This window comes from Alcaligenes faecalis, assembly GCF_009497775.1.
Lineage (GTDB): Bacteria > Pseudomonadota > Gammaproteobacteria > Burkholderiales > Burkholderiaceae_B > Alcaligenes > Alcaligenes faecalis_D.
Genome location: NZ_CP031012.1, coordinates 2,234,905 through 2,256,383, shown reverse-complemented (window position 1 = coordinate 2,256,383; position 21,479 = coordinate 2,234,905). Strand labels below are relative to the sequence as shown.

17 protein-coding genes are annotated in these 21,479 nt (G+C 57.1%); 13 read left to right on the top strand and 4 right to left on the bottom strand.

The genetic code is table 11. The annotated features are described in order from the left end of the window. Positions 1–138: 138 nt before the first annotated feature. From aceE to DUD43_RS10495, 8 genes are all read left to right on the top strand, one after another. A complete protein-coding gene (gene aceE, locus DUD43_RS10530) occupies positions 139–2,847 on the top strand; it encodes a pyruvate dehydrogenase (acetyl-transferring), homodimeric type (protein ID WP_153230253.1) in 2,709 nt (902 codons plus the stop codon). An 11-nt stretch (positions 2,848–2,858) separates the two neighbouring features. Then, positions 2,859–4,553 carry a dihydrolipoyllysine-residue acetyltransferase gene (gene aceF, locus DUD43_RS10525; RefSeq protein ID WP_153230252.1) on the top strand — a complete coding sequence of 565 codons (1,695 nt, stop codon included), beginning with the start codon at positions 2,859–2,861 and terminating at the stop codon, positions 4,551–4,553. Between the two features lie 9 nt (positions 4,554–4,562). Beyond that, the gene (lpdA, locus tag DUD43_RS10520) at positions 4,563–6,341 is read left to right on the top strand and encodes a dihydrolipoyl dehydrogenase (protein WP_153230251.1); all 1,779 of its coding nucleotides are present in this window, start codon (positions 4,563–4,565) and stop codon (positions 6,339–6,341) included. Between the two features lie 86 nt (positions 6,342–6,427). Beyond that, entirely contained in the window at positions 6,428–7,825 is a 1,398-nt protein-coding gene (gene folC, locus DUD43_RS10515; RefSeq protein ID WP_416202924.1) for a bifunctional tetrahydrofolate synthase/dihydrofolate synthase, read from the top strand. Between the two features lie 38 nt (positions 7,826–7,863). Next, positions 7,864–8,709 (top strand): SPOR domain-containing protein, encoded by an 846-nt coding sequence (locus DUD43_RS10510; protein ID WP_153230249.1) that lies wholly within the window; start codon positions 7,864–7,866, stop codon positions 8,707–8,709. Then, complete coding sequence (locus DUD43_RS10505) at positions 8,706–9,194, top strand: CvpA family protein (RefSeq protein WP_009457028.1); 489 nt, start codon at positions 8,706–8,708, stop codon at positions 9,192–9,194. The genes DUD43_RS10510 and DUD43_RS10505 overlap by 4 nt, the downstream gene beginning before the upstream one ends. A 23-nt stretch (positions 9,195–9,217) precedes the next feature. Further along, the gene (purF, locus tag DUD43_RS10500) at positions 9,218–10,702 is read left to right on the top strand and encodes an amidophosphoribosyltransferase (RefSeq protein WP_153230248.1); all 1,485 of its coding nucleotides are present in this window, start codon (positions 9,218–9,220) and stop codon (positions 10,700–10,702) included. Between the two features lie 269 nt (positions 10,703–10,971). Next, positions 10,972–12,189, top strand: coding sequence for a serine hydrolase domain-containing protein (locus DUD43_RS10495; RefSeq protein WP_153230247.1), 1,218 nt, complete (start codon positions 10,972–10,974; stop codon positions 12,187–12,189). Positions 12,190–12,296: 107 nt separating this feature from the next. Here DUD43_RS10495 and DUD43_RS10490 read toward each other — a convergent pair whose 3' ends face one another. The 4 genes from DUD43_RS10490 to map are packed head-to-tail and all read right to left on the bottom strand — an operon-like array spanning position 12,297 to position 16,901. Further along, a complete protein-coding gene (locus DUD43_RS10490; protein WP_153230246.1) occupies positions 12,297–12,797 on the bottom strand; it encodes a disulfide bond formation protein B in 501 nt (166 codons plus the stop codon). Positions 12,798–12,801: 4 nt separating this feature from the next. Beyond that, positions 12,802–13,515 (bottom strand): MarC family protein, encoded by a 714-nt coding sequence (locus tag DUD43_RS10485; protein ID WP_035271732.1) that lies wholly within the window; start codon positions 13,513–13,515, stop codon positions 12,802–12,804. After that, positions 13,515–16,094, bottom strand: coding sequence for a [protein-PII] uridylyltransferase (locus DUD43_RS10480; protein ID WP_153230245.1), 2,580 nt, complete (start codon positions 16,092–16,094; stop codon positions 13,515–13,517). Before DUD43_RS10480 ends, DUD43_RS10485 begins: the two co-directional genes overlap by 1 nt. 3 nt (positions 16,095–16,097) lie before the next feature. Further along, entirely contained in the window at positions 16,098–16,901 is an 804-nt protein-coding gene (gene map / locus DUD43_RS10475) for a type I methionyl aminopeptidase (RefSeq protein ID WP_153230244.1), read from the bottom strand. 648 nt (positions 16,902–17,549) lie between these two features. Between map and rpsB the strand changes: the two genes are divergently transcribed. From rpsB to uppS, 5 genes are all read left to right on the top strand, one after another. After that, positions 17,550–18,299, top strand: a complete 750-nt coding sequence (rpsB, locus tag DUD43_RS10470) for a 30S ribosomal protein S2 (protein WP_153230243.1) — start codon at positions 17,550–17,552, stop codon at positions 18,297–18,299. 110 nt (positions 18,300–18,409) lie between these two features. Further along, the gene (gene tsf / locus DUD43_RS10465) at positions 18,410–19,288 is read left to right on the top strand and encodes a translation elongation factor Ts (protein WP_009457016.1); all 879 of its coding nucleotides are present in this window, start codon (positions 18,410–18,412) and stop codon (positions 19,286–19,288) included. Between the two features lie 93 nt (positions 19,289–19,381). Continuing rightward, complete coding sequence (gene pyrH, locus DUD43_RS10460) at positions 19,382–20,098, top strand: UMP kinase (RefSeq protein WP_153230242.1); 717 nt, start codon at positions 19,382–19,384, stop codon at positions 20,096–20,098. Between the two features lie 19 nt (positions 20,099–20,117). Then, on the top strand, positions 20,118–20,678 hold the full coding sequence (gene frr / locus DUD43_RS10455; RefSeq protein ID WP_153230241.1) for a ribosome recycling factor: 561 nt from the start codon (positions 20,118–20,120) through the stop codon (positions 20,676–20,678). A gap of 25 nt (positions 20,679–20,703) precedes the next feature. Continuing rightward, the gene (uppS, locus tag DUD43_RS10450; protein ID WP_153231600.1) at positions 20,704–21,468 is read left to right on the top strand and encodes a polyprenyl diphosphate synthase; all 765 of its coding nucleotides are present in this window, start codon (positions 20,704–20,706) and stop codon (positions 21,466–21,468) included. Positions 21,469–21,479 lie beyond the last annotated feature (11 nt).

Genomic DNA, 21,479 nt, shown 5'->3' with positions numbered 1-21,479 from the left:
GTTTGGTGCAGGCGTACCCCGCCTTGAACGCTCACAGTCCGCAAAACCCGCTTCGGTCAGGATCGCTTTACTTCTTATTAGATGGGCGGCTCAGCGTCGAGCAAGACCGGACTACTACCACATATATGGAGACACTATATGTCCTCAACCCAAGACAATAGTTCGGCTCAGGTCAGTCAAGACCAAGCCCTAGAAACAAAAGAGTGGCTTGACGCCCTGGAAGCGGTGGTGGACCGTGAAGGCCCGGCCCGTGCTCATGATCTGATCGAAAAGCTGATCGATCTGGCCCGTCGCTCCGGCGCTCACATCCCGTTCTCGCCCAACACAGCTTACGAGAACACGATTCCTCCCGGTCTGGAACCTGCCCACCCCGGCAACCTGGTGCTCGAAGAGCGTATCCGTTCCTACATTCGCTGGAACGCCATGGCCATGGTGGTGCGCGCTAACCGCGAAACCCCTCCTGATGGCGGCGGTCTGGGCGGTCACATTGCCTCGTTTGCTTCGCTGGCCACCATGATTGGCTGCGGTCAGAACCACTTCTGGCACGCTGAAACCGAAGATCGCGGCGGCGACATGGTGTTTTTCCAGGGCCACTCCTCGCCCGGTATTTACGCCCGCGCCTTCATGGAAGGCCGTATCTCCGAAGACCAGTTGAACAACTTCCGTCAGGAAGTCGATGGCAAAGGCTTGCCATCCTACCCGCATCCCAAGTTGATGCCCGAATTCTGGCAGTTCCCCACCGTCTCCATGGGCCTGGGCCCATTGATGGCGATTTACCAGGCCCGTTTCCTGAAGTACCTGCATGCCCGTGGCATTGCCGATACCAGCGGCCGTAAAGTCTGGGTGTTCCTGGGCGACGGCGAGATGGACGAACCCGAATCCCTGGGCGCCATCGGTCTGGCTGCACGTGAAAAACTGGACAACCTGATTTTCATCGTGAACTGTAACTTGCAGCGTCTGGACGGTCCTGTACGCGGTAACGGCAAGATCATCCAGGAACTGGAAGGTACCTTCCGTGGTGCTGGCTGGAACGTGCTGAAACTGATCTGGGGCGGTTACTGGGATCCATTGCTGGCCCGCGACAAGGAAGGCATTCTGCGCAAGGTCATGGAAGAAACCGTGGACGGCGAATACCAGGCCTACAAAGCCAACGACGGTGCCTACGTTCGTGAGCACTTCTTTGGCAAGCACCCCAAGCTGCTGGAAATGGTCAGCCGCATGAGCGACGAGGACATCTGGCGTCTGAACCGTGGCGGTCACGATCCTCACAAGGTGTACGCTGCGTTTGACGCCGCCACCAAGCACGAAGGTCAGCCTACCGTTATTCTGGCCAAGACCATCAAGGGCTACGGCATGGGTCACGTTGGCCAGGCCAAGAACCCCTCGCACCAACAAAAGAGCCTGGATCTGGACGCCGTGCGCGAATTCCGCGACCGTTTCAACATCCCGGTTCCTGATGACAAACTGGAAGAGCTGCCTTACTTCAAGCCAGCTGACGATTCTCCAGAAATGCAATACCTGCACGCCCGCCGTCAGGCATTGGGTGGCTACCTGCCCAAGCGTCGCAACAAGGCCGATGAACAGCTGACCGTGCCTGCACTGGACGCGTTCAAGCCCATGCTGGAAGCCACTGCCGAAGGCCGTGAAATTTCCACGACTCAAGCATTTGTACGCTTCTTCAACACCTTGCTGCGCGACAAGCAGGTCGGTCCTCGTGCCGTACCTATCCTGGCTGACGAATCCCGTACCTTTGGTATGGAAGGTCTGTTCCGTCAGATCGGTATTTACGCACCGGAAGGCCAGAAGTACACGCCGGTCGATAAAGACCAGGTCATGTACTACCGCGAAACGGCTAATGGTCAGTTGTTGCAGGAAGGTATTAACGAGCAGGGTGCATTCAGCTCCTGGATTGCGGCGGCCACGTCGTACTCCAACAGCAACCGCATCATGATCCCGTTCTTCATTTACTACTCCATGTTCGGCTTCCAGCGCTTTGGTGATCTGGCCTGGGCAGCGGGTGACATGAAGGCACGCGGTTTCGTGCTGGGCGGCACGGCCGGTCGCACCACCCTGAACGGTGAAGGTTTGCAGCACGAAGATGGTCACAGCCATATTCAGTCCTCGCTGATTCCTAACTGCGTATCCTACGACCCCACCTTCGCTCACGAAGTGGCTGTCATCATGCAGCACGGTCTGAAGCGCATGGTTCAGGATCAGGAAGACGTGTACTACTACGTCACCCTGATGAACGAGAACTACGCTCAGCCTGGTCTGGTCGAAGGCGACGAAGACGGCATCCTGCGCGGCATGTACAAGTTCAAGTCGGTTGCCAAGGACAGCAAGCTGCGCGTTCAGCTGATGGGTTCGGGCACGATTCTGCGCGAAGTGATCGCTGCACAAGAACTGCTGGAAAAAGACTGGGGCATTGGCTCTGACGTCTGGAGCGTGACCAGCTTTACCGAATTGCGTCGTGATGGTCTGGATTGCGAGCGCGCTGCGCTGCTGAATCCTGAAGGCAAGGATCTGCCCGTACCTTACGTGACGACTCAGCTGGCCAAAACCGACGGTCCTATCGTGGTCTCCACCGACTACATCAAGGCCTTTGGCGACCAGATTCGTCCGTTCGTACCCAAGGATCGCACGTTCAAAGTGCTGGGCACCGATGGTTTCGGCCGCTCCGACTACCGCTTCAAGCTGCGCGAGCACTTTGAGGTTGATCGTCACTTCGTGGTGCTGGCTGCTCTGCGCGCTCTGGCTGAAGACGGCAAGATTCCGTTCAGCAAAGCGTCCGAGGCGATTGCCAAATACGGCATCAATCCTTCCAAGGCCAACCCGCACCACGCATAAGGGACTGAACCATGAGCAATATCATTCAAGTCAAAATCCCGGATATCGGTGCTGACGACGCTGTCGAAGTGATCGAAATCCTGGTCAAGGAAGGCGAGACCATTGAGGTCGAGCAAAGCCTGATTACCGTGGAGTCCGACAAGGCCTCCATGGAAATCCCATCGTCCGACGCTGGCGTGGTCAAGTCGATCAAGGTCAAGCTGGGCGACAAGGTCAAGGAAGGCAGCCTGGTTCTGGAACTGGAAGCCGCCGAAGGCGCGCAGGCCGCGCCTGCCGCTGAGCCTGCCAAGGCCGAGGCTGCTCCCGCTCCTAAAGCGGAAGCTGCGCCCGCAGCGGCTCCTGCCGCCGCTGCGGCAGCTCCGGCTGGTGGTGAACAGCAAGTTACCGTTCAAGTCCCTGATATTGGCGACGCCCGCGATGTGGACGTTATCGAAATCATGGTGCAAGTGGGTGACACCATTGAAGTGGACCAAAGCCTGATCACCGTGGAATCGGACAAGGCTTCCATGGAAGTGCCGTCCTCCCACGCCGGTGTGGTTACAGCCATCAAAGTGAAGCTGGGTGACAAGGTCAGCCAGGGTAGCGACATTCTGGAAGTGACGGTGCAAGGCGCTGCCGCCGCTCCTGCGCCTGCCAAGGCCGAAGCGGCTCCCGCTCCTAAAGCGGAAGCTGCTCCCGCCGCCGCTCCTGCCGCCAGCTCTTCGGTGGTGGTCGGTGCTGGTGCCCCGGCTCCAGAGCGTGTTTCGCCTACCGCCGCTTTTGCGGAAGCCGAAGGCTCCTTGCGCAATCTGCCCCATGCTTCGCCTAGCGTCCGTAAGTTCGCTCGCGAACTGGGTGTGGACTTGGCCAAGGTTCACGGTTCGGGCAATAAGGGCCGTATTACGGCTGACGACGTGCGCGGCTTTGTGAAGCAGGCTGTTGCTGGTGGCGCCGCCCCCGTGACTGCTGCTGGTACTGCTGCTCAGGTTGGCGGTCTGGACGTGCTGGCCTGGCCCAAGGTCGACTTCACCAAGTTTGGTCCCGTCGAAACCCAGGCTTTGTCGCGCATCAAGAAAATTTCGGGTGCCAACCTGCATCGCAACTGGGTCATGATTCCTCATGTCACCAATAACGATGTGGCTGACATCACCTCTCTGGAAGCCCTGCGTAAGGAGCTGAACGAGGAATACAAGAAGTCCGGCGCTCGCGTCACCATGCTGGCTTTCGTCATCAAGGCTGCTGTGGCTGCCCTGAAGAAATTCCCCGAGTTCAACGCCTCGCTGGACGGCGACAATCTGGTGCTCAAGCAGTACTACCACGTCGGTTTTGCCGCTGATACGCCTAACGGTCTGGTTGTGCCGGTTATCCGCGATGCTGACAAGAAAGGCATTCTGGATATCGCTCGTGAAACGGGTGAACTGGCTGCGGCTGCCCGTGACGGCAAGCTGAGCGCCGCTCAGATGCAAGGTGGTTGCTTCACTATTTCCTCGCTGGGCGGTATTGGTGGTACGGACTTCACACCCATCATCAATGCGCCAGAAGTGGCCATTCTGGGTCTGTCGCGTTCCTCCATGCAGCCAGTCTGGAATGGCAAGGAGTTCGAGCCACGCCTGATGCTGCCTCTGTCCCTGTCCTACGACCACCGCGTTATCGATGGTGCTTCGGCCGCCCGTTTCAATGCCTTCCTGGCAACGATGCTGGCCGACTTCCGTCGCATCGCACTGTAAGGAGTTGTCATGAGTCTGATTGATCTGACGGTCCCGGATATCGGTGACTCCGGCGAGGTGGATGTTATCGAAGTGCTGGTGCAGGTCGGTGATACGGTCGAAGTCGAGCAAAGCCTGATCACCGTGGAGTCCGACAAGGCCTCCATGGAAATCCCTGCCGCTCAGGCAGGGGTGATCAAGGAATTGCTGGTCAAAGTGGGTGACAAGGTCTCCCAGGGTTCGGCCATTGCCAAGATCGAAGTAGCGGAGGGCCAGGCGGCTCCCGCTGCTGCACCCGCCAAACAAGAAGCACCTAAAGCAGCTGCTGCGGCTCCTGCCGCTGCCGCTCCGGCCGCGGCACCTGCTCCGCAGGCTGCCAGCCATCAGGGTGGCGCGGATGATTCCGTGGATGTGGTCGTTCTGGGCGCTGGCCCTGGCGGTTACAACGCAGCCTTCCGTGCCGCTGACCTGGGCCTGAAAGTGGCTCTGGTCGAGCGCTACAGCACCTTGGGTGGTGTGTGTCTGAACGTGGGTTGTATTCCTTCCAAGGCCTTGCTGCATACCGTAGCGGTCTACGAGGAAGCCAAGTCCCTGGCAACACATGGCATCAAGTTCGGTGAAGCGCAAATCGACATCGACGCGCTGCGCGACTACAAGAACAAGGTGATCGGCAAGCTGACCGGTGGTCTGGCCGGTATGGCCAAGGGCCGCAAGGTACAGGTTGTGGTTGGTAACGGCCAGTTCCTGGACCCCAATCACATCGAAGTGACCGCCAATGACGGCACCAAGAAAGTGATCAAGTTCGGCTCGGCCATTATTGCTGCCGGTAGCCAGTCGGTAAAACTGCCGTTCCTGCCTGACGATCCACGCGTAGTGGATTCGACCGGCGCGCTGGAACTGAAGTCTGTGCCCAAGCGTATGCTGATCGTGGGTGGTGGCATCATCGGTCTGGAAATGGGTACGGTGTACTCGGCTCTGGGTGCACGCCTGGACGTGGTGGAAATGCAAACCGGCCTGATGCCGGGCGCAGACCGCGACGTGGTCAAGGTGTGGGAAAAGATGAACAAGCACCGCTTCGACCACATGATGCTGGAAACCAGCACCGTAGCTGCCGAAGCCCGCGAAGATGGCATCTGGGTAACCTTTGAAGGCAAGAACGCGCCGGCCGAGCCGCAGCGTTACGACCTGGTTCTGCAAGCCGTGGGCCGCTCGCCCAATGGCAAGAAGATCGGTGCCGAGAAAGCTGGTGTGCAGGTTAGCGACCGTGGCTTCATCCAGGTTGATAATCAACAGCGCACCAACGTGCCGCACATCTACGCGATTGGCGATATTGTGGGTCAGCCCATGCTGGCACATAAAGCCGAGCACGAAGCGCACGTGGCTGCTGAAGTCATCGCTGGTGAAAAATCCTTCTTTGACGCTCGCGTGATTCCTTCGGTGGCGTACACCGATCCAGAAATCGCCTGGGTGGGTCTGACAGAAGATCAGGCCAAGAAAGACGGTATCAAGGTCGAGAAGGGCGTATTCCCATGGGCTGCCTCGGGTCGTGCCATTGCCAACAACCGCGACGAAGGCTTTACCAAGGTTCTGTTCGATGCTGAAACTCACCGTATCGTGGGCGGCGGTATCGTCGGTACCAATGCGGGCGAGCTGATTGGCGAGCTGGTGCTGGCTATCGAAATGGGTGTGGACCCGGTCGATCTGGCCAAATCCATCCACCCACACCCGACCTTGTGCGAGTCCGTCAGCAAGGCTGCTGCCGTCGCAGAAGGGACGTGCACGGACTTGCCTCCCACACGTCGCAAGTAATACCAGTATTCGCCTGATAGTTAAGGCGTATTGGATCACGGCAGGTGCTATCATCAGCGCCTGCCGTTTTTATTTTGTAATTGGTGTTGTCCATGACTAATCCTGTTCTGAAAGCCGACTCCTCGCTGAGTGACTGGCTGTCCTATCTGGAAACTTTGCATCCCTCGGCCATTGATCTGGGCCTGGGTCGGATTCGCGAGGTTACCCAACGTCTGAACATCAAACTGGATTCCGTCGTCATTACGGTGGGTGGCACCAACGGCAAAGGCTCCACCTGCGCCATGCTGGAAGCGATTTTGCTGGCCGCGGCTTACAAGGTGGGTGTGTATGCCTCCCCGCATCTGGTGCGCTACAACGAGCGCATTCGCTTGAATGGCGAGATGGCCGAGGATGCCCAGATTACGGCGCAGTTTGCCCGTATCAATGAGGCCCGTGGCGATCTGACGCTGACTTATTTTGAGTTTTCCACGCTGGCCGCCTTGTTGCTGTTCCAGGAGCAGCGGGTTGACGTTGCTGTACTGGAAGTGGGCCTGGGTGGTCGACTGGATGCCGTCAATATCATCGATGCGGACTGTTCCATCATTACCAGCATTGATATCGACCACGCTGAATACCTGGGCAATACCCGTGAGCAGGTCGCCTGGGAAAAAGCCCATATTTTCCGCGCTGATCGTCCTGCGATCTGTGCCGATCCCGTGCCACCACAAACCATGTTGGATTACGCCCAGGAGATTGGTGCCCAATTGTGGCTGTTTGGCAAAGATTTCAACTATTCCGGCGACCGCCAGCAATGGGCTTACGGTGGCCGTAACCAGCGCCGCGCTGCATTGGCTTACCCAGCCTTGCGTGGAGCGAACCAGCTCCTGAATGCCTCTGCGGCATTGGCTGCGCTGGAGTCGCTGCATCCCCGTTTGGCGGTGCCTGCACAGGCTGTGCGTGCAGGTTTGCTGCGTGCCCACATGCCAGGCCGCTTCCAGATTCAACCCGGCCAGCCTTGCGTGATTTTTGACGTGGCCCACAATCCCCATGCCGCAGCTGCCTTGGCACAGAACCTGGACAATATGCCCCCGTACCCCAAGACGATTGCCGTCGTGGGCATGTACAAGGACAAGGATGTGGATGGCGTAATCGCCCGCATGGCTACCCGTATCGACCACTGGATGTGTGCCAGCCTGGAAGGCCCGCGCAGCCTGTCGGGCGAGGAGTTGGCCAATCATGTGCGTACCGTTCTGGCCAGTGGTGAGACGCCTGATGATGTGCTGGCACCCGAAGCCGAATCCAGTTCGCATCGCCCAGGTGTTCGACCGGTTGCCCGTGCTTCGGTCAGTAAAGCGTCAGCGGTCGTATCCAGTTACAACAGTCCTCAGCTCGCTTACGAGGCGGCATTAAAAGAGGCCAGTGACAATGATAGAATTGTCGTGTTTGGCTCGTTTGCGACAGTAGGACCAATACTTGAAGCCGCAAACGACCGTTCATCTTCCTGAATATCGGTAAGACTGCTTATTTCATAGGTCTAGGGCTCATGGGTTTATTTTCACGTAACGATACTTCCTCATCGTCGGGTCGCCGCGCTAGTGCTTCCAGCGATTCACAATTATCGGAACTGCGTGGACGGGCTCGCCGCCGTCTGATTGGCGCGCTGGCTCTGGTTCTGGCCGTGGTCGTGCTGGTGCCCATGCTGACTGCCGACAAAACCCCGCCCGAGCCCGAGCAGTCTCTGGCTTTGGGGCCGATTGGCCAGACAACGGGGCAGGGCACGGTGCAAACTCGCCCTGGCGAGCTGGTGGTGCAAGAGGGCACGCCCGCTCCTGTTATCGAGCAACCTGACGAGCCGCTGGTCGCTGATCCTTCCACCAGTACTGATGGTGGCCTGGCTGTGGTCAATCCCGGTCTGGAAACCGATCCTGCGCATGTGGCTACGCCAAGCACTCCAACTGAGCCGCCGCCTGTGACCACCCGTCCAGAGCCGCCTAAGCCGGTTGAAAAACCCAAGCCTGTCGAAAAACCCAAGCCAGCCCCAGCGCCTGCACAAAATGGCCGTACGGATGACGGCTCCTACGCGCTGGCCCTGCTGGAAGGCCGTGTACCGAACAAACCTGCCCCCGCTGCAGCCCCTAAACCGGCCGCGCAACAAGGCAACTTCATTTTGCAGATTGTCGCCTATTCCAACCAGAACGATGCCCAGTCGCGTCGTGATCAGCTGGTATCGGCCGGTGTGACCAATGCCTATGTAGAGACGGCACAAAGCGGTGGCAAGCCAACCTATCGTTTGCGTGTGGGTCCATTCCCCACCCGTGAAGCGGCACAGGCAGCTCAGGCCCGCTTGCGCTCGCTCGGTTACGAGAACAGTTTTATCTCGGCTAAGTGAGCAGCTTCGACTATATCGTCCTTGGAATTGTGGGTGTGTCAGGCCTTCTGGGCCTGATACGCGGATTGATCAAGGAAGTTCTTTCGCTCAGCGCCTATTTGCTGGCTTTCATGGCCGCAATCTGGTGGGGGCCACGCACATCAGGCTGGATACAAGTCTGGGTAGAAAACGGCTTATTACGTACGGCTTTGGCCTACGGAGCCGTTTTTTTTATGGTCTTGTTGCTGGTGGGCCTGTTGAACATGCTGCTGGCCAGTCTGATCGAGCAAACAGGTTTGACGCCCGCCGATCACGGACTGGGCGGCCTGTTTGGTCTGGCTCGCGGGGTGTTGCTGGTGCTGATACTGGTCATTCTGGCCGGGCATACCGATTTACCTAAAGAACCGTGGTGGGAGCAGGCCAAGCTGGCTGAGCCTGCGATCCGCGCGGTGCAGTCGATTAAGGCCATGCTGCCGCCGTCTTTGGCAGAATGGCTGCCTTATTGAGAACACACTAACGGGAACCAATCATGTGTGGAGTTGTAGGGGTTGTTGCGCGCAGCCCTGTAAATCAGTTGATCTATGACAGTTTGCTCTTGCTGCAGCATCGCGGGCAGGACGCAGCGGGCCTGGCGACCTGGCACGACCAGTTCTTCAGCATGCACAAGGCATTTGGCCTGGTGCGGGACGTATTCCGTACCCGCAACATGCGCTCCTTGCCGGGCAATAGCGGCATTGGCCACGTGCGTTACCCCACCGCAGGCTCCAGCCAGAGCGTGGAGGAGGCGCAGCCGTTTTACGTCAATGCCCCCTTTGGTCTGAGCTTTGTGCACAACGGCAATCTGACCAATTGGCGTGAGCTGCGTGAAGAACTGTTCACCATTGATCGTCGCCACATCAACACCAACTCGGACTCCGAGGTTCTGCTGAATGTGTACGCGCACGAACTGCAACGTGCTGCCACCGGCCCCGAGCTGTCCGAGGACGAGGTGTTTGAAGCCGTGGCTGCCGTGCACCGTCGTGCCCGTGGCGCCTATGCTGTGGTCTCGCAAATTGCGAACTTTGGTCTGGTTGCCTTCCGTGACCCGAACGGGATTCGTCCTTTGTGCCTGGGTCGCAACGTGACCCCCAAGGGTGAGGAATGGATGGTTGCCTCCGAGTCCGTAGCCTTGACCGGTTGCGGCTTCGAGCTGGTTCGTGATGTGGAGCCTGGTGAGGCCATCATCATTGATCTGGACGGCAATCTCAGCAGCCGCCAGTGCGCCGAGAACCCGCGCCTGAACCCCTGTGTCTTTGAATACGTGTACTTTGCCCGTCCTGACTCCACGGTTGACGGCGTGTCGGTGTACGACGCCCGCTTGTTGATGGGTGAGTATCTGGCCGAGAACGTCGCCAAGAACCTGCGTCTGGCCGATATTGATGTGGTGATGCCTATTCCTGACTCGGCCCGTCCATCGGCCATGCAGTTGGCGGCTCATCTGAACCTGAACTATCGTGAAGGCTTCATCAAGAACCGCTACGTGGGCCGTACCTTCATCATGCCCGGCCAGGAAGTGCGCAAGAAGTCCGTGCGTCAGAAGCTGAGCGCCATTCCCATGGAGTTCCAGGGCAAGAACGTACTGCTGGTGGATGACTCCATCGTGCGTGGCACAACCAGCCGTCAGATCGTGGATATGGCTCGTGCCGCTGGTGCAAACAAGGTGTTCTTTGCCTCGGCAGCGCCACCCGTGCGTTTCCCGAACGTGTACGGCATTGACATGCCTACCGTGTCCGAACTGATCGCTACAGGTCGCGACGTGGATCAGGTTGCCAAGGAAATTGGTGTGGATGGCCTGGTCTACCAGGACCTGCACGATCTGGAGCAGTCCCTGCGTGATTTGAACCCACGCTTTGCCGGTTTTGAGTCCTCCTGCTTTAGTGGCGAGTACGTGACCGGTGATGTGGACGAGGCGTATTTGAATCTGTTGGCAGAAGGCCGCAAAGGCGGTCGTGACGTGCCGGATGTGACGGATTGATCGTCTGGTTCTTTCATTGAATAAAAAACCCGCTTTTATAGCGGGTTTTTTATTTCTTCATTCTGTGATTTTTGTTTTTATGTCTGAATCGATTTTATTTAAGTTTTAATTATAAGTCGATTTTATAAAATAAATTTATTTTTCTTAACTTGTTGATAATAATAATTTCTTTCGTTTTGTTTTCGATTTTTCATTAATTAACTTATATTTCTGCTTTGTTTCTTTTGATAAACCATGAGCGCTAGCGCTCATTCTATCGGGATACAAAGATGAAAGACCTAAGCTGCGATATAGAGTCAGGCCAAACATTGGCGGTCACTGATTCGACCGGGGCGAACCTGGTCAATAGTCATTCACGGACAAACTTTCCTGCCTTGCATCAATTCCTGGAGCAGGCTCTAAGCCAAAATCAAGTGATGGGAGCGGTGGTTCTGGTCGCTCACAAAGGCCAGGTGATATTGAGTTATGTGGGTGGTTGGGCTGACAAGGAAAATGCTCGACCCATGCAAGAGGATACGGTGTTCAGATTGGGCTCCTTGAGCAAATCGGTGAGCTCCTGGTTGGCCTTGTGCTTGAGCGAGCAAGGGCTGGTTTCCTTGAAAGACAGAATCACACGTTACCTCCCCAATTTTGGTCCTCACTTTGAGTCGGAATGCCCGCCGATTTCGATTCATCAATTACTGACCCATACCTCCGGCCTTAGCTATCGCTTTATTGATGGAGAGGACAGCCTGTATGCACATGCACAGATCAGTGATGGCATTGATCGTGTTGATCTGAGTTGGCAAGAGAACTTCCGTCGTGTGTGTTCCGTGCCGCTACGTTTTGTGCCGGGGACTGGTTGGCGCTATTCATTAGGTATTGATGTGGTGGGCAAAGCCTTGGAGGTCGCATCCGGGAAAGGGCTGGCGCAACTGCTGGAAGAGACAATCAGTGCGCCTTTGGGTTTGAAGCATTGCTCGTTCTACGAGCGCGATTACTACCAGATAGCGGCGCATTATCAAAATTATGCCGCAGGCTTATCCCGTGCTGAAGGTGCTTTGGACTTGGGGATAGGCGTGCTGCGCTTCGATGAGAGCCTGATGTCCCGGCCTTCTACGCCGGTCTATGCCGGTGCTTCCATGCTAGGCTCCGGCCCGGATTTGATGCGTATCTTGCTGGGTTTGCGTAATGGTCGCTTGCTGTCCAGATCATCCTATCAGGCCTTCCTTAGCGACCATGTGCCGCATTCAGCCAAGTGCATGTGGCGGAACTGGGGCTACACCTACGGTGCGGCGATTTCTCGATTGGAGCCTGATTCAACCATGCCCATGTCGGCGGGTAGTGTGCAATGGGTAGGCGCCTTCGGGCAGAAATGGATGTTCGACCCGTACCAGGACGTGATTATTGTCAGCATGACCAACACGGCTCCGGAAGGCTTGTTTGGTGCCTTCCCGGATCAAGTACGGGATGCAGTTTATACCGACCTGGGACTGATGCCTGGATAAGGCTGTCTGTTGCTCTTGGGCATAAAAAACACCCCACAAATCGGATTTGTGTCCGGTTTGTGGGGTGCTTATGCAATCAGGCGGGGTTTGCGTGTTGATTGAAGTGCTTAGGCACCACGACGCTTGAACAAGGTCACCAACAAACCCAGGCCCAGAATTACAAACAGCGCCAGGCTCCAGTAAGCGTACTCAATCCCCAGCAGCGGTTGGCGGGCGTCCATGCAGGAGGCGTAGATGCCAAACAACCAAGGCAGGCCGCTTTCCAGGCCGGACTGGGTGATGAAGCGATCGGCAAAGGTCTGGTCGCAGCTGAACAAGTGCTGCGCTACCGATACTTGATACCAGGCAGCCAGAATGCCGCCAACAGCTGTGGCCAGGCCCAGCAGGCTGGCGACGGTGGAGCTGCGCTGATGGCCTAGTTGACGCAGTACGCCAGCGACCAGGCTGAACACGCCCAGCACAATGAAAATCAGGCGTTGCAGTACGCACCAGGCGCAAGGTGGGATGCTGAAGACGTGCTGGGAAAGCAGCGCAATGCCTACGCCGGAAAAGGCGAGTAGGGCGATCAGATAGTAGGGTGCAGCGGACTGGCGGGAGGATGCGGCCATGGTATCAAGAAGAACTTAAAGAATGAAAGGTAGATGCTTCGTGCAGCAAACCCAGGAAAAGTTCATGGAAACCGGCCCAGGTAATCTGCACGCCCAGGCACAAGAGGATGAAGGCGGACAGGCGCATCACGACGGCCGTGCCATTTTTACCCAGTTTGTACAGGAATTGCGATGCAAAACGTAAGGCCAGAAACACGATAAAACTGGCGGCGGCAATAGCGGGCAGTGCACCTGCCAGCTTGCTCATGGTGCCGGTGACCGAGTTGTCATGCAAAGTCGCACCTACCGTCAGCGCGGCGGACAGGGAGCCGGGGCCGCACAGCATGGGGAAGGTCAGGGGATAGAAGGCTTTGGAGCGAATCTGTTCCCAGGAATAGGACTCGGCCATGTTCTGGGCATGGGCCGCGTCAAAGTCCGAGGCGTTGATCAGGCGCCAGGCCGTGGCAATCACCAGCAGACCCCCGCCAATACGAATGATGGGCAGGGAAATGCCAAAGAAATTCAGCACGATATTGCCCGCCACCATGGCAATGGCCAGCATGATGAAAATATTGATGGCAACTTTCTTGGCCAGGCGAGCGCGATCGGGCACGCTGGCCCCTTCGGTCAGGGTCAGAAAGATGGGGGCGGCCGCAGGCGGGTTCAGCATGGGCAATAGCGTCGCCAATGCAAACAGAAAGCTGCGGCTGACATCAGCAAATACGGAGGAGAGTTCCATTAAGGCGGGGTGGCTTGTTGAGAGAGGGCTAAACGTACATCGCGCTCCAGGCGCAATTGATTACGGTTTTGTTCCAGTGCGGCACCACTCAGGATAAAGACGTCTTCCACGCGATCGCCCAGGGTCATGACCTTGGCCGAGCGCAGTCGCACGTCGTGGTGCTCGAATACTTGGGCGAGACTGTACAACAAACCGCGCCGGTCTGTAGCACTTAGCGTCAAAATCCAGTCTTGACCCTGTTCCTCCTGACGCAGATCCACGGTGGGCTGAATCGGGAAGACGCGGGCTCGGCGGGAGCGGATGTCGCGGTAGTGGTCGTGAGGGTGCTCGTTAGGGAGCGGGTCCTGCTTCAAGGCCTGGCACAGTTCGGTTTCGATCAGCAAGGGGTCGCGCCGCAGTGCGTGGTCGTAGGCGGGCAGCATGACGATAAAACTGTCCAGTGCCCAGCCGTGGCGAGTGGTGTAAATGCGGGCGTCCTGAATGCTGACGGCCTGGCTGTCAAAGTAGCGGCAGATGCGTAAAAACAGGCCACTGGCGTCCTTGGTGTAGACCAGTACCTGCAAGGCATCGGTTTGCCCGGCAGGGCGTATGCGCACGATGGGTGTCAGGCTGTGGGACTGGTGGTAAAGCTGGATGGTATGCCAGGCGATTTCGCTGGCGTCGTGGCGCAGGAAATAGGGCTTATCCAGCCATTGCCAGAAGTCCTCGCGGGCTTCGTCCAGCAGGCCGGCCAAGCGTATTTCGCCAGCAGCGTCGCGTTTGCGCTGATCCAGTACGGAGACACCGTCCTTGGCCTGACGTCCCAAAGCCGCCAGCGTCAGGTTGTACAGGTCTTCCAGCAGCTTGCCTTTCCAGGAGTTCCAGACGGTCGGGCTGGTCGCGCGAATGTCTGCGACAGTCAGCAGATACAGGGCCGTCAGGCGGCGCTCCGTGCCTACGGTTTGCAGGAACTGGAAGATGACATTGGGGTCGCTCAAATCGCGTTTCTGGGCGACTTGCGACATGGTCAGGTGTTCCCTTACCAGGAAGACCACCAGTTCTGCGTCCACGGGCATCAGGCCGTGATCCTGACAAAACGCCAAGGCGTCTTGCGCACCCAGCTCGGAGTGATTGCCGCCGCGTCCTTTGGCAATGTCGTGAAAGAGGGCGGCAATATAGAGCAGCCAGTGGCGATCAAAACCGCTCATCAGCTGATTGGCCATGGACAGCTCTTCACTGTGCTCGGCCATGGTGAAGCGGCGTAGATTGCGTATGACTTTCAGCGTGTGCTCGTCCACGGTGTAGGCGTGGAACAGGTCGTGCTGCATCTGCCCGACTACGCGTCGAAATACCGGCAAGTAGCGTGGCAGCAGGTTCAGTAGATTCATCAGCCGTAAGGTATGCACGATGCCTTTATTCTGCTGCAGGATTTCCAGAAACAGACGTCGATTCCGCGGTTCGGCCCGGAACTTGGCATCAATCAGGCGGCGGGCGTGCCAGAGGGCGCGCAAGGTATCGGCTTTCAGGCCTCGCAGATTGGGCTGCTGCTGTAAATGCAGCATGGCCACAAAAATAAGCGAAGAATCTTGCTCGAAGCCGTCCGGTTGACGCAGTTCCAGCTGTCCATGATGAATCTGGAAGTGGTTGTCCAGAATCAGCGGTTCCTGATCGGTTTGCGGAAACAGGTGCTCCTCGATGCTGCGCATCAGGATCAGATTCAGCTGGCTGACAATTTTGGCGGCCCAGTAGTAGCGCTGCATCAGCAGTTCGCTGGCGCGGCGGGTGGCTGTAGGTTGAAAGCCGTAAATTTCCGCCAGACGCGGTTGCAGGTCAAACAGCAGTCTGTCTTCGGCGCGACCGGTCAGTAGATGAAGCTCGATGCGCAGGCGCTTGAAGGCTTCTTCCACGCGTTGCAGGGCTTTCAGTTCCGATTCGGTGAGCAGCTCGGACTGCGCGACATCCACCCAGGTACGTCCCAAACCGGCTGCCCGTGCCATCCAGAGCAGCACTTGCAAGTCGCGCAAGGCGCCGGGAGACTCTTTGCAATTGGGTTCCAGGGAGTAGGGGGTGTCTTGCAGATGCGCATGACGCTGCTGCTGTTCAGCCTGCTTGGCCAAAAAGAAAGCCTGCGGGTCCATCTGGCTTTGCAACTGCTGTTGGGCATGGCGCAGCAGCAGGCGGGAGCCCGCCAGCCAGCGGCTTTCCAGCAAGGCAGTTTCTGTAGTGATGTCCTGGCTGGCCTGTTCCAGGCATTGGGCGGGCGTGGCCACATTGTGGCTGGGGGCCAGACCTATATCCCACAAGGCGGCGACCAGTGCCTGAATCCGGTCTATGTCCTCTGCATTCGGTTCGCGCTGCAACAGGATCAGCAAATCCACATCCGAGTGCGGATACAGTTCCCCGCGACCATACCCACCCAAAGCCGCCAAGCTGGCTTGGCGGGGCAGGGGGTAACGGTCCAGAAGTTCGCGCAGGCCTTGGTCGCAAATCTGGCACAGGCTTTTCAGCAGACGATCGCAATGCAGGTCTTGCCTGAAGCGTTCGTAGGCCCGAGCCCGGCGGCAAGCAATTCTGTCGCGAAGCTGGGCCAGGAAAGACATGGTTCAGGCCTTGTTGATAATGGCTGGAGGGGCAGGCATGCCGGGCGAGACGGTCAGCACTTCGTAGCCGGTATCGGTTACCAGCACGGCGTGTTCCCATTGGGCCGACAGGCTGTGATCGCGGGTCACGACGGTCCATTGGTCAGCCAGGGTGCGCAGTTCGCGACGGCCAGCGTTGATCATGGGCTCGATGGTGAAGATCATGCCGGCTTCCAGTTTTACGCCGGTACCGGGCTTGCCGTAGTGCAGCACCTGCGGATCCTGGTGGAATTTCTGGCCCACACCGTGTCCGCAGTACTCGCGTACAACGGAAAAGCCTTGTTTTTCAGCGTGTTGCTGAATGGCGTGGCCGACATCACCCAAAGTGGCGCCGGGTTTGACCTGGTCAATACCCAACCACATGCATTCGTAGGTGGTTTCGGTCAGGCGGCGGGCCAGGATGCTGGGCTCACCTACGTAGTACATGCGGCTGGTATCACCGAACCAGCCGTCTTGAATAATGGTGACGTCCATATTCAGAATGTCGCCATTTTTCAACACTTTATCGCCGGGAATGCCGTGACAGATAACGTGGTTGACGGAGGTGCAAATAGAGCCTGGAAAGGGTGGGTAGCCAGGGGGCGCATAGCCCACGGTGGCAGATTTGACCCCCAGTTCATTGATGCGCTCCATGCACAGGCGATCCAGTTCGCCGGTCGTGACACCTGCTTTGACAAAGGGAGTCAGGTAATCAAGGATGGATGCCGCGGTCTGGCAAGCAGCGCGCATTTTTTCGAGATCAGTGGGGTCTGTGACGAGAATACTCATAGCAACTTGAACAGGTCTATTGAAAAATAGTAGAATTATAGGCTTTTGTGAATTTTGCAGTGACGCACCGTCCCGTTTGGGGCGATCAAGCGGCCTGTCGATGGCTTGGCAGGCAATCCCACGAATGACGCGGAACACCGCGCCAAATCTGGGCTTTCCCGGTTTGACCGGCTTTTCTCGGGCCACCTGAATTGTCAGGTTGGATGAGCAAAGTCAGGCATCAGGAAATCTTGTCCCGGGATTGGGAAAAAACGCCTCAGGCCGTTGCGAGCCAGCAAAAACAAGCAAAATTCACAACACATACAGGGTCAGCACGATAACAAGCGTTGCAAAAGCAACAAGGGCAGCAGCCCGGTTCTTGTTCAGACGATGCCGACCAAGCAATCCTCTAGGATACACCTGCGAACAGTGCGCTGTATGCAGGCAGTAGCCAGAAAAGTTTCAGGCCCGGGCCCGGACGGCAGATATCCAGTCTGCCTACAGGCACGAGTCCGTTGCAGTGCAGACGTTCGCTCATGTCGGGCAACGTTTTTATGTTTTTAGTTGTAAATCGCGTGACTGTCCGTCTCGGGGTGTCTGGAATGCAGCACAGGCTGCGGCCCTTACCGGATACCGGGCAGTTACAAGACCAAACCCTTGGAGAACTTTATGTCTTTAATGCGTGAAATGCTGGAAGCTGGTGTGCACTTTGGCCACCAAACCCGTTACTGGAACCCCAAGATGGCTCCGTTCATCTTCGGTCAGCGTAACAACATCCACATCATCAACCTGGAAAAAACGGTTGTTCAGTACGAAGAAGCAACCAAATTCGTGCGTCAACTGGCTGCTCGTGGCGGCAACGTGCTGTTCGTAGGCACCAAGCGTGCTGCTCGCGAACTGGTGGCTGAGCAAGCCGAACGTTGCGGCATGCCTTACGTCGACAGCCGCTGGCTGGGTGGCATGATGACCAACTTCAAAACGGTCAAGACTTCCATCAAGCGTCTGAAAGAAATGGAAGGTCAGATGGCTGAAGGCCGTCTGGAAACCATGAGCAAGAAAGAAGCTTTGATGTTCGAACGTGAACTGGAAAAGCTGAACAAGGCCATCGGCGGTATCAAGGATATGAACAACCTGCCTGACGCATTGTTCGTGATCGACGTCGGCTACCACAAGATTGCTGTGGCTGAAGCCCGCACTCTGGGTATCCCTGTTGTGGCCGTGGTTGATACCAACCACTCGCCAGAAGGTCTGGATTTCGTGATTCCTGGTAACGATGACTCGGCCAAGGCTATCGCTCTGTACGCACGTGGCATGGCTGACGCCGTGCTGGCCGGCCGCGAACAGAACCTGAACGGTCTGGTTGAAGAAATCGCCGCTGACGAAGAATTCGTCGAAGTTCAGGCTGACACCCAGGAGTAACAGGTTCACGCTGTCTGCCAGACACCATCAGTTGTCATGGCAGACAGCTACAGTGACCCTTCGTATCGCCCCGGCTTGCCGGGGCATGTTCTACAGAATTGGAGAAAACCGTGGCTCAAATCACCGCATCGATGGTTAAAGAATTGCGCGAGAAAACCGACGCGCCCATGATGGAATGCAAAAAAGCACTGACCGAAGCCGACGGCGATATGGCACGTGCTGAAGAAATCTTGCGCGTGAAGCTGGGCAGCAAGGCTAGCAAAGCAGCTACCCGCGTTACCGCTGAAGGCCTGGTTTCTGTTTACATCGCTGACGATGCCAAGACCGGCTCCGTAGTTGAAGTTAACTGCGAAACCGACTTTGTTGCCAAGAACGATGACTTCATCGGCTTTATCAACGACGTCGCCCAACTGGTCGCCAAGAACAACCCAGCAGATCTGGCCGCTTTGGCTGAACTGCCACTGGCCGACAGCAATGTCGAGACCGTGCGCGCTGCTCTGGTTGGCAAGATTGGTGAAAACATCTCGATCCGTCGCTTCCAGCGCTACGAAACAGCCGGCCAACTGGCCAGCTACGTTCACGGTGGCAAGATCGGCGTATTGGTTGATTTCGCCGGTGGCGACGAAGAAGTGGGTAAAGATCTGGCCATGCACATCGCTGCGACTCGTCCTAAAGCAATGGACGCTTCGGGTGTTGACGCTGCTGAAATCGAAGCCGAGCGCTCCGTGGCTGCTCAGAAAGCCGCTGAATCCGGCAAGCCTGCTGACATCGTCACCAAAATGGTTGACGGCGCTGTTGCCAAGTTCCTGAAAGAAGTGACTCTGCTGAGCCAGCCTTTCGTCAAGAACGACAAGCAAAGCGTGCAGCAAATGCTGGACGAGAAAAAAGCATCGATCGCTGGCTTTACCCTGTACGTTGTGGGTGAAGGCATTGAGAAGCGTGTTGAAGATTTCGCCGCTGAGGTAGCTGCCGCTGCCGGCCAAGCCTAATCTAGCTTGTTTTTTCAGGGCAGGCACCGTAGTGGCGGTGCCTGCCCTGCTGCTTTACACTCTCTTCTGTCTTCGTCACTTGGAATCCCACCCATGACTACCCCTCATTACAAACGTGTTCTGTTGAAGCTCTCCGGCGAAGCGCTGATGGGCGAGGACTCGTTCGGTATTAATCGCAGCACAATCATTCGCATGACGGAGGAGATCGCCCAGGTTGCCCAGTTGGGGGTACAGCTGGCTATCGTGATTGGCGGGGGCAATATCTTTCGCGGCATCGCTCCAGGTGCCCAGGGCATGGATCGTGCGACAGCCGACTACATGGGCATGATGGCTACCGTCATGAACGCGCTGGCCTTGCAAGATGCCTTGAAGCACCGTGGCCTGGATGCCCGTGTGCAATCTGCCCTGAATATTGAGCAGGTCGTGGAGCCTTACATTCGTCCCAAGGCACTGCGTTACCTGGAAGAAAACAAAGTTGTTATTTTTGCAGCCGGTACGGGTAACCCGTTTTTCACCACCGATACGGCAGCGGCCTTGCGCGGCGCCGAAGTGGGTGCGGAAATCGTACTGAAAGCGACCAAAGTCGACGGCATCTACAGTGCCGATCCCAATAAAGATCCAGGTGCGACCCGTTACGCGCGTATCAGCTTTGATGAGGCCATCGTGCGTCGTCTGGAAGTGATGGATGCGACCGCCTTTGCGCTGTGTCGCGATCAGAAACTGCCTATCAAAGTGTTCTCCATCAACAAGCCCGGCGCCTTGACGCGCGCGGTCTCCGGTGAAGACGAAGGCACCCTGGTTCACGTTTAAAGTTATAGGAATTTAGTCCATGAGTCTTTCCGAGATTAAAGCATCGACCGACAGCCGGATGGGTAAGTCCCTCGAGTCTCTCAAGACAGGCCTGGCCAAAATTCGCACTGGCCGTGCTACTGCAGGCTTGCTCGATCACATTCAGGTTGAGTACTACGGTTCCATGGTGCCTGTCAGCCAGGTGGGCAACATCACGGTGGTGGATGCTCGCACGCTGAACGTGCAAGTGTGGGAAAAGCATATGGCTGGCCCGATTGAAAAAGCCATTCGCGACAACGAGCTGGGTCTGAACCCCATCTCCATGGGCGAGAGCATTCGTGTGCCCATGCCCGCTCTGACCGAAGAGCGTCGTCGTGACCTGGCCAAAGTGGTGCGTGGCGAAGGCGAAGATGCCAAGGTCGCCATCCGCAACCTGCGTCGTGATGCCAATGACACGCTCAAAAAGCAGGTCAAGGACAAGGAAATCTCCGAGGACGACGAGCGTCGCGCCCAGGAAGAAGTCCAGAAGCTGACCGACAAGTATGTGGCCGAAGTCGACAAGCTGATCGCCCAGAAAGAAGCTGAGATCATGACGGTCTAACGGCTTTTGCACAGGTGGCTAGGTGATTTCTTTCAGTTCTACCCAAACTATTCCGGAACACGGTCAGGTTCCTGGCCACCTGGCGATTGTCATGGACGGCAATGGACGATGGGCAACCCGTCGTCTTTTGCCACGCACGGCAGGGCACTTGCGTGGTGTGCAAACCGTCCGACGCATTGTCGAGGCCTGTGGCGAGCTCGGCGTGCGCTATTTGACCCTGTTTGCCTTCAGCTCCGAGAACTGGCGACGTCCTCCCGAAGAGGTGTCCCTGTTGATGGGGCTGTTCGTCAAGATGCTGCAAAAAGAAGTGGCAACACTGAAAAAAAACGGCGTCCGACTCCATATCATTGGTGAGCTATCCGCATTTAGCGAAGAACTGCGCGGGCTGATTGCCGACGCAGAAGAACAAACGCGCGATAACGACACCTTGCATTTGACGATTGCCGCCAATTACGGCGGTCGTTGGGATATTTTGCAGGCGACCCAAAAGGCGCTGGCAGCCCATCCCCATTTGGTCGATCATCCCGAACAGCTGGATGAGGCCATGTTCAGTCCCTATTTGGCGATGTCTTACGCCCCCGAGCCGGATTTGTTCATCCGCACGGGCGGAGAGCGTCGCATTTCCAATTTTTTGATCTGGCAGATGGCCTATACCGAACTGTACTTTACAGACGCGTACTGGCCGGATTTTGACCGGGCGCAGCTGGAGCAGGCCTTCGAGTGGTATCGTGGGCGCGAGCGGCGCTTTGGGCGCACCAGTGCCCAGGTGCAAGGTACCCCCGCGCCTTGACGGAGCCTTAT

Bases quoted from the DNA above. Each gene is read 5' to 3' on its own strand.
- map (WP_153230244.1), bottom strand. From the start codon at position 16,901: ATGAGTATTCTCGTCACAGACCCCACTGATCTCGAAAAAATGCGCGCT.
- DUD43_RS10490 (WP_153230246.1), bottom strand. From the start codon at position 12,797: ATGGCCGCATCCTCCCGCCAGTCCGCTGCACCCTACTATCTGATCGCC.
- purF (WP_153230248.1), top strand. From the start codon at position 9,218: ATGTGTGGAGTTGTAGGGGTTGTTGCGCGCAGCCCTGTAAATCAGTTG.
- aceF (WP_153230252.1), top strand. From the start codon at position 2,859: ATGAGCAATATCATTCAAGTCAAAATCCCGGATATCGGTGCTGACGAC.
- DUD43_RS10510 (WP_153230249.1), top strand. From the start codon at position 7,864: ATGGGTTTATTTTCACGTAACGATACTTCCTCATCGTCGGGTCGCCGC.
- aceE (WP_153230253.1), top strand. From the start codon at position 139: ATGTCCTCAACCCAAGACAATAGTTCGGCTCAGGTCAGTCAAGACCAA.
- frr (WP_153230241.1), top strand. From the start codon at position 20,118: ATGAGTCTTTCCGAGATTAAAGCATCGACCGACAGCCGGATGGGTAAG.
- DUD43_RS10480 (WP_153230245.1), bottom strand. From the start codon at position 16,094: ATGTCTTTCCTGGCCCAGCTTCGCGACAGAATTGCTTGCCGCCGGGCT.
- lpdA (WP_153230251.1), top strand. From the start codon at position 4,563: ATGAGTCTGATTGATCTGACGGTCCCGGATATCGGTGACTCCGGCGAG.
- rpsB (WP_153230243.1), top strand. From the start codon at position 17,550: ATGTCTTTAATGCGTGAAATGCTGGAAGCTGGTGTGCACTTTGGCCAC.
- DUD43_RS10495 (WP_153230247.1), top strand. From the start codon at position 10,972: ATGAAAGACCTAAGCTGCGATATAGAGTCAGGCCAAACATTGGCGGTC.
- pyrH (WP_153230242.1), top strand. From the start codon at position 19,382: ATGACTACCCCTCATTACAAACGTGTTCTGTTGAAGCTCTCCGGCGAA.
- DUD43_RS10485 (WP_035271732.1), bottom strand. From the start codon at position 13,515: ATGGAACTCTCCTCCGTATTTGCTGATGTCAGCCGCAGCTTTCTGTTT.